This window comes from Pseudoalteromonas sp. S1610 (assembly GCF_005887465.1).
Classification (GTDB): Bacteria; Pseudomonadota; Gammaproteobacteria; order Enterobacterales; family Alteromonadaceae; genus Pseudoalteromonas; species Pseudoalteromonas undina.
In genome coordinates, this window is sequence record NZ_PNDI01000130.1 from 1 (window position 1) to 220 (window position 220).

The following is a 220-nucleotide window of genomic DNA, read 5'->3' on the forward strand; positions in this document are numbered from 1 at the left end:
CTGCAAAGGCATTTTCGCTTAACGTATCTGGAACGGGGGTAACAGCACCTACAATAGTCGCAGGGTCTGCACCTAATGCCCCCGAAACAGGGTAGCGCTGCCCAGGGTCGGCTGGACACCACTCTGGAAAATCAAGCGCGCCCCCCCGATCACATAACCAACGCAGCAAGATTTTATGTTTACCCAATAGCTGATGACGCTAAATCCCAAAAATTTGGCG

General features: G+C 52.3%; 1 pseudogene. It reads right to left on the bottom strand.

Going from position 1 to position 220, the window contains the following annotated elements:
- Nucleotides 1–199 (bottom strand): annotated as a pseudogene (locus tag CWB77_RS18090) (UbiD family decarboxylase domain-containing protein); the annotation flags it as partial.
- Between the last annotated feature and the right edge of the window lie 21 nt (nt 200–220).